This is a genomic window from Flavobacterium sp. MEB061 (assembly GCF_000834715.1).
Classification (GTDB): Bacteria; Bacteroidota; Bacteroidia; order Flavobacteriales; family Flavobacteriaceae; genus Flavobacterium; species Flavobacterium pectinovorum.
In genome coordinates this window covers 1-6,144 of sequence record NZ_JXQR01000033.1, presented here as the reverse complement: position 1 = coordinate 6,144, position 6,144 = coordinate 1, and the positions used below count along the sequence as shown (strand labels likewise).

Genomic DNA, 6,144 nt, shown 5'->3' with positions numbered 1-6,144 from the left:
TGTCCCTCCGGGTCGGGCTATTCGCTGCAAGTCCTCGCACTTCCTTCGTCAGGCTGTGGGCTTTCCGCTGCTATCCCTCACGCAAACGGTAACAACCAATTTTCGTTTTAAAAAATTAAATTAAATCTGTCTAATCTGCTAAATCTGCGTGAGAAATAAATTTTCCTTTCAAAATTCCCATTCCACAATCTTATAAACACACATTGTAATTCTATAAGAATTAAGGTGTTATAAAATCCCAACTTTGTATTATACATTAATTTAAAAATTAAAATCATGACACATACAGATGAAACAACGACAGAAGCAGTAAGTACATTAAACGGATTAATTTCTATTTTGGAAGATGGAAAACTGGGTTATACAAACGCCGCAGAACATGTAGAAAATCACGCAATCAAAGCTGAATTTTTGGATTATGCCCGTGAAAGAGCCTTATTTATTGTTGAATTACAAGATGAAATCAACAAACTAGGAAAATCAACAGATACTTCCGGAGGCGGACCATTAGGAGCTTTACACCGCGCATGGATTGATATTAAATCATCCTTTACAAGCGGAGATACAGAAGCGATTGTAAATGCCTGCGTAACAGGAGAAGAAGCTGCTGTTGAAAAATATAAAATGGCTTTAGAAAAAAATGAACTTGACGGAAGCCAAATTGCAATCATTTCGAAACAATTAAACAGTATTCAATCTACATTGGATAGAATTAAAATGAAATCGAATTAATATTTAAAGATATTTGTTCTTTCAAAGAAAACCTTCTCAGTTTGGTAAAATTGAGAAGGTTTTTTGTTTTATAAAAAACAGAAATAGCATATTTTTATATCAAAAAATACTCAAAAATGAAAAAAGTAATTCTAGATTTAGCAGTAACATTAGACGGCTTTATTGAAGGCCCAAACGGAGAAATTGATTGGTGTATCATGGATGATGATATGGATTTTGATGGTTTCTTATCTGGCATAGACACTATTTTTTACGGTCGTGTGAGTTATGAAGCCTGGGGTAATTTTCAACCGGATGAAAATGCAAGTCCAGCCGAAAAAGTACTTTGGGATGGAGTACATTCAAAAAAGAAATATGTTTTTTCCAGTCAAAATATAAAAGATGATAATGCTGTTTTCATAAATTCTGATATTTCACAAAAAGTAAATGAAATTAAAAAGCAGTCAGGAAAAGATATTTGGTTATACGGTGGAGCAAGTCTTATTAAAACATTTATTAAACTAAATCTTATTGACATTTACAGAATATCAGTTCATCCAACAGTTTTAGGAAATGGCAAACCATTGTTTGAAGATCTAAAAGAACGAATAGAACTAAAGCTGCTTGAAACAAATGTTTTCAAGTCTGGAGTAGTACAGCTTATCTACGAGCCAATCAAATAAATTTATTACTAATGTTCTTTTTTTATACATAACATACTACATTTACCGCATTTAATAAATCTATATTCCTTTTATGATACAGACTTTACGTAATCTTTCTTTAATTCTATTTTTTTTACTATTCTTTTCTAATCAGACAAAAGCCCAAACGGAAGGTAATGCTATAAAAGCCTCAATAGGCTTCGCAAGCAGCGGCTCGTATTATATCGAAAACTATGGTGCCCAAGATGAAGTAGATGTTATGGGAGGTGGACTTTATCTGCAAGGAGAATATACATTTGGAATAACTTCATGGTTTGGTGTAAGACCTTACGTTGGAGGTATTTTTACATCAGTTGATAAAAATGAACAATTACAAAATCAGCCTCAATACAGAGTAACAACAAATGCATTTTTATTAGGAGCAAAAGTTCGCTTTGTGCACCAATTCCTTGGGTAGCTCCTTTTATAGAAGGAGGTATTGGTACTTCAATAGGCAAGTTCGAAACTATAACACCCGGAGTTAATTTCAACAAGAGCGACGTATTGCTTCACATTCCATTTAGTATAGGATTAGCTATTGGACGAAAAAACAATTTCGAGATTGGAATTTCTGGCTACTTTCATCCGGCAGCTAAACAATCAAATGGAATATTCGCTGTAGGATATACTTTTCCATTAGATTAAATCTTAAAAAAAGAACAATTTTTAAATATCATCATTCCATAACCTAACTATTTCAAAAAAAGTCCTTTCAGCATTAGTAAACTTGGAATATTTATAAGAACTTTGCAAACTTTTTTCCATGAATACCACAAAAGCCTAAAGTTCTAAAAATGAAGAAGAAAATTGAAATATTAGCTCCTGCTAAAGATTTAATTGGAGGAATGGCCGCCATCAACAGTGGTGCCGATGCAGTTTATATTGGTGCGCCTCAATTTGGTGCAAGATCGAATGCCAACAATTCTATTGAAGATGTTGCGGCATTAGTACAATATGCCCACTTATTTAATGCTCAGGTTTTTGTGGTAATGAATACCATTTTGTACGACAACGAACTGGAAACGTGTCGCCAAATGATCTGGGAATTATACGAAATTGGCGTTGATGCCCTGATTATTCAGGACATGGCGATTATGGAAATGGAGTTACCTCCTATCGTACTTCACGCCAGTACACAAGCCAACAATCGTGACGCTGATAAAATTAAATTCCTTAAAGATGCCGGAATCAAACGTGTGGTTTTGGCACGTGAATTAAACCTGCATCAAATTAAAACAATATACGACGAGGCTGATGTAGAATTAGAATTTTTCGTAACCGGAGCATTATGTGTTTCCTTTAGTGGAAACTGTTATATGAGTGTGGCCAACGGAGAACGCAGCGCCAATCGTGGTTCTTGCGCTCAAAACTGCCGTTTGCCTTATAACTTAATCGACGGAAACGGAGAAACCTTAATCAAAAACAGTCACTTACTTTCTATTAAAGATCTAGATATTTCAGATCAAATTCCAAATTTAATTGAAGCCGGAATTGTTTCTTTTAAAATTGAAGGAAGATTAAAAGATGTTGTTTATGTAAAAAACAACGTGTCGTTTTTACGTCAAAAATTAGACAGTTTCTTAGAAGGCGAAGGAAGCGATAAATACATGAAAGCTTCATCAGGAACTTGTACCTATACTTTCGATTCTTCTCTAAGCAGAACTTTCAACCGCGGTTATACTGACTATTTTGTAAACGATAGAAATCATAGTATCGGATCTTGGGAAAGCCCAAAATCAAAAGGACAATATATTGGCAAGCTGGTTAAAACCATAGGAAACGCTTACGAAATCGAAAACGGCGAATTCCTAAACAACGGTGACGGACTTTGTTTTATCAACGAAAATAACGAAGCTGACGGAATTTATGTAAACAAGGCCGAAAACGGAATAATATATCCAAACGTTTTAAAAGACATTAAACCGGGAACTTTTATTTATCGAAATAACGACGCTGCTTTCATCAAAATTGTAGAAAGAGAAGATAGTGCGGTTCGAAAAATCAGCACGACTTTATTGCTTACAGAAAATGAAACCGGTTTTGAATTAATCGCAACCGATGAAGATGGAAACGTAAGCACCGTAAATTTAGAACATTCAAAAGAGCAGACTAAAACGGGCGAATCAATAGAAGAAAACATCAAAACGCAATTGGCAAAGACAGGTTTTACACCTTATACAGCCAATGAAATTAATGTAATGTTTTCTCAAAACTGGTTCCTTCCTATTTCTAAAATCAACGAAATGAGAAGAACAGTTTACGATCAGTTAACCGAAATTCGTTTGAAAAATTATAAGCGCGAAGAACACCAATTGGTAAAAACGTCGCATCCTTATCCTGAAACCAAATTGGATTTCATGTACAACGTTTCGAACAAAACGGCACGTAAATTCTACGAACGTCACGGTGTAACCGAAATCGAAAAAGCATTCGAATTGCAATGGGATCCGGGAAAATCTCGTGTTATGACAACTAAATATTGCATTAAATACGAATTAAAAAAATGCCCAATACACCAAAAAGACATCATGGGTGTTAAAGTAAAAGAACCATTAGTTTTAAAACAAGGCGAGCTTGAATACAAACTAAAATTCAACTGTAAGCCATGTGAAATGGAAATTTGGGAAAAAGATGCCGAATTTGAAATTGAAGAAGATCATTTTTATTAAAATACAAACCGATGCTTAATTAAGTATCGGTTTTTTATTTTGGGCGTGTCCCTCCGGGTCGGGCTATCCGCTGCAAGTCCTCGCTCTTCCTTCGTCAGGCTGCGGGCTTTTCACTTCTATCCCTCACGCAAATCGTAAAGCGAGAAATTTTTTGTTTAAAATTTAAATCTCCCGAATCTGCAAAATCTGTGTGAGAATAAATTCCATTTTTTTATCTTTACTCTCAAAACAAATTTAAATGGAATCAAAAAATAGTCTCCAAAAATATTCGATTATGGCTGGAATTCTAATTTCTGCTTTTTTCTCATTTTTTATATTTTCAAAACACTATTTAGTAACTCTGTGTGCTCAAATATGTGATTTTGGTTTCTTTTGGAATCCTCTTTTTTGGGGAGTTTTATTTCCCTTTTTAATTGTTTGTCTCTTTTCAATTTCAGCAAAAAAAATAACCCCTTCATTAAACCACATACCTTATTTTAAAGCCTGCTCGCAGTTTTCTTTTCAAGTAGGTTCAAAACTTATAATATTTCTTTTCGCAATTTATATTGGCGGATTAATAATCAATGAAATATCAAGTGTCTTACACTGGCAAATGCAATATCAAATTGTGTTTTCCTTACTAATGATTTTATTTTTATCATTAGTAATAATGATTCTAACTTTTATTAGCAGTTTAATAATTGTAAAAGCAAGCCAAATACCCAAACTTTAAATCAAACAAAATGAAAATACTACTCCTCGGTTCAGGTGAATTAGGCAAAGAATTTGTCATTGCCGCGCAACGAATCGGTCAAACCATAATTGCAGTTGATAGTTACGAAAATGCTCCTGCAATGCAGGTTGCACACGGTTTCGAAGTCATCAACATGCTAGACGGCGAAGCTCTTGACCGAATTGTAGCCAAACACAAACCAGATTTTATAGTTCCAGAGATAGAAGCCATTCGCACAGAACGTTTTTACGATTACGAAAAACAAGGTATTACTGTTGTTCCTTCAGCGAAAGCGGCCAACTTTACCATGAATCGTAAAGCCATTCGTGATTTGGCAGCAAAAGAATTAGGCCTAAAAACAGCCAAATATCAATACGCAACTTCGGCAGAAGAATTGCAAAAAGCCGTTCAGGAAGTTGGAATTCCTTGTGTTGTAAAACCTTTAATGTCTTCTTCAGGAAAAGGACAATCGACAATTAAAACCGAAAGTGATATCGAAAAAGCATGGGAATATGCCGTTGCTGGTTCACGTGGAGATGTTATTGAAGTTATTGTAGAAGCTTTTGTTGATTTTCATTCGGAAATTACCCTTTTAACTATTACTCAAAATAATAACCCAACCTTATTTTGCGCTCCAATTGGTCACAGACAAGAACGCGGCGATTATCAGGAAAGCTGGCAACCTGCTTTAGTTTCAGAAAAAGACTTGTATGAAGCGCAGGATATGGCCGAAAAAATTACTGAAGCACTTGGTGGAGCAGGGCTTTTTGGCGTTGAATTTTTCCTGACCAATGAAGGCGTTTATTTCTCAGAACTTTCTCCTCGCCCACACGATACAGGAATGGTAACTTTGGCCGGAACACAAAATTTCAATGAATTCGAATTGCACTTGCGTGCGATTTTAAGTTTACCTATTTCCGAAATTACACTAGAAAAAGCCGGAGCAAGCGCTGTAATTTTAGCTTCAGAAGATTCTGCAAATCCAACTTTTACCGGAATTGAAAAAGTAGCGGCATTGCCAAAAACTGATTTCAGGATTTTTGGTAAACCAACTTCAAGACCATACCGAAGAATGGGAGTTGTTTTAAGCAACGATTCATTAGCAACCCCAATCGAAGAAATCATAGAAAGAGCCAAAAAAACAGCAACATTAATCACTGTAAATTCTTAAAAAATGAAAAAAATACTATTCACGATTTTCCTGTTTATCGGAATTTCAATTCAGGCACAGAATAAAAAAGTAATTGATAAACCTCAAATTGTTGAAGCCTCTTGTGGTGAATGCCAGTTTGGAATGAAAGGCAAAAGTTGTGATTTAGCTGTTCGAATTGACGGAAAAACATATTTT

Annotated in this window: 7 protein-coding genes; all 7 read left to right on the top strand. The window is 35.0% G+C overall.

Going from position 1 to position 6,144, the window contains the following annotated elements:
* Window positions 1-276: 276 nt before the first annotated feature.
* The gene (locus RT99_RS15305) at window positions 277-732 is read left to right on the top strand and encodes a PA2169 family four-helix-bundle protein (protein WP_042565636.1); all 456 of its coding nucleotides are present in this window, start codon (window positions 277-279) and stop codon (window positions 730-732) included.
* Between the two features lie 116 nt (window positions 733-848).
* Window positions 849-1,394, top strand: coding sequence for a dihydrofolate reductase family protein (locus RT99_RS15300; protein ID WP_042565635.1), 546 nt, complete (start codon window positions 849-851; stop codon window positions 1,392-1,394).
* 73 nt (window positions 1,395-1,467) lie between these two features.
* On the top strand, window positions 1,468-1,833 hold the full coding sequence (locus RT99_RS15295) for a hypothetical protein (protein WP_042565634.1): 366 nt from the start codon (window positions 1,468-1,470) through the stop codon (window positions 1,831-1,833).
* A gap of 376 nt (window positions 1,834-2,209) precedes the next feature.
* Window positions 2,210-4,084, top strand: coding sequence for a U32 family peptidase (locus RT99_RS15290; protein WP_042565633.1), 1,875 nt, complete (start codon window positions 2,210-2,212; stop codon window positions 4,082-4,084).
* A 238-nt stretch (window positions 4,085-4,322) separates the two neighbouring features.
* Window positions 4,323-4,796 carry a hypothetical protein gene (locus RT99_RS15285; protein ID WP_042565632.1) on the top strand — a complete coding sequence of 158 codons (474 nt, stop codon included), beginning with the start codon at window positions 4,323-4,325 and terminating at the stop codon, window positions 4,794-4,796.
* A 10-nt stretch (window positions 4,797-4,806) separates the two neighbouring features.
* Complete coding sequence (gene purT, locus RT99_RS15280) at window positions 4,807-5,967, top strand: formate-dependent phosphoribosylglycinamide formyltransferase (RefSeq protein ID WP_042565631.1); 1,161 nt, start codon at window positions 4,807-4,809, stop codon at window positions 5,965-5,967.
* 3 nt (window positions 5,968-5,970) lie between these two features.
* Window positions 5,971-6,144: DUF6370 family protein (locus tag RT99_RS25830; RefSeq protein WP_042565630.1), on the top strand; the 174-nt coding region annotated here is incomplete at its 3' end.

Bases quoted from the DNA above. Each gene is read 5' to 3' on its own strand.
- RT99_RS15305 (WP_042565636.1), top strand. From the start codon at position 277: ATGACACATACAGATGAAACAACGACAGAAGCAGTAAGTACATTAAAC.
- RT99_RS15300 (WP_042565635.1), top strand. From the start codon at position 849: ATGAAAAAAGTAATTCTAGATTTAGCAGTAACATTAGACGGCTTTATT.
- RT99_RS15295 (WP_042565634.1), top strand. From the start codon at position 1,468: ATGATACAGACTTTACGTAATCTTTCTTTAATTCTATTTTTTTTACTA.
- RT99_RS15290 (WP_042565633.1), top strand. From the start codon at position 2,210: ATGAAGAAGAAAATTGAAATATTAGCTCCTGCTAAAGATTTAATTGGA.
- RT99_RS15285 (WP_042565632.1), top strand. From the start codon at position 4,323: ATGGAATCAAAAAATAGTCTCCAAAAATATTCGATTATGGCTGGAATT.
- purT (WP_042565631.1), top strand. From the start codon at position 4,807: ATGAAAATACTACTCCTCGGTTCAGGTGAATTAGGCAAAGAATTTGTC.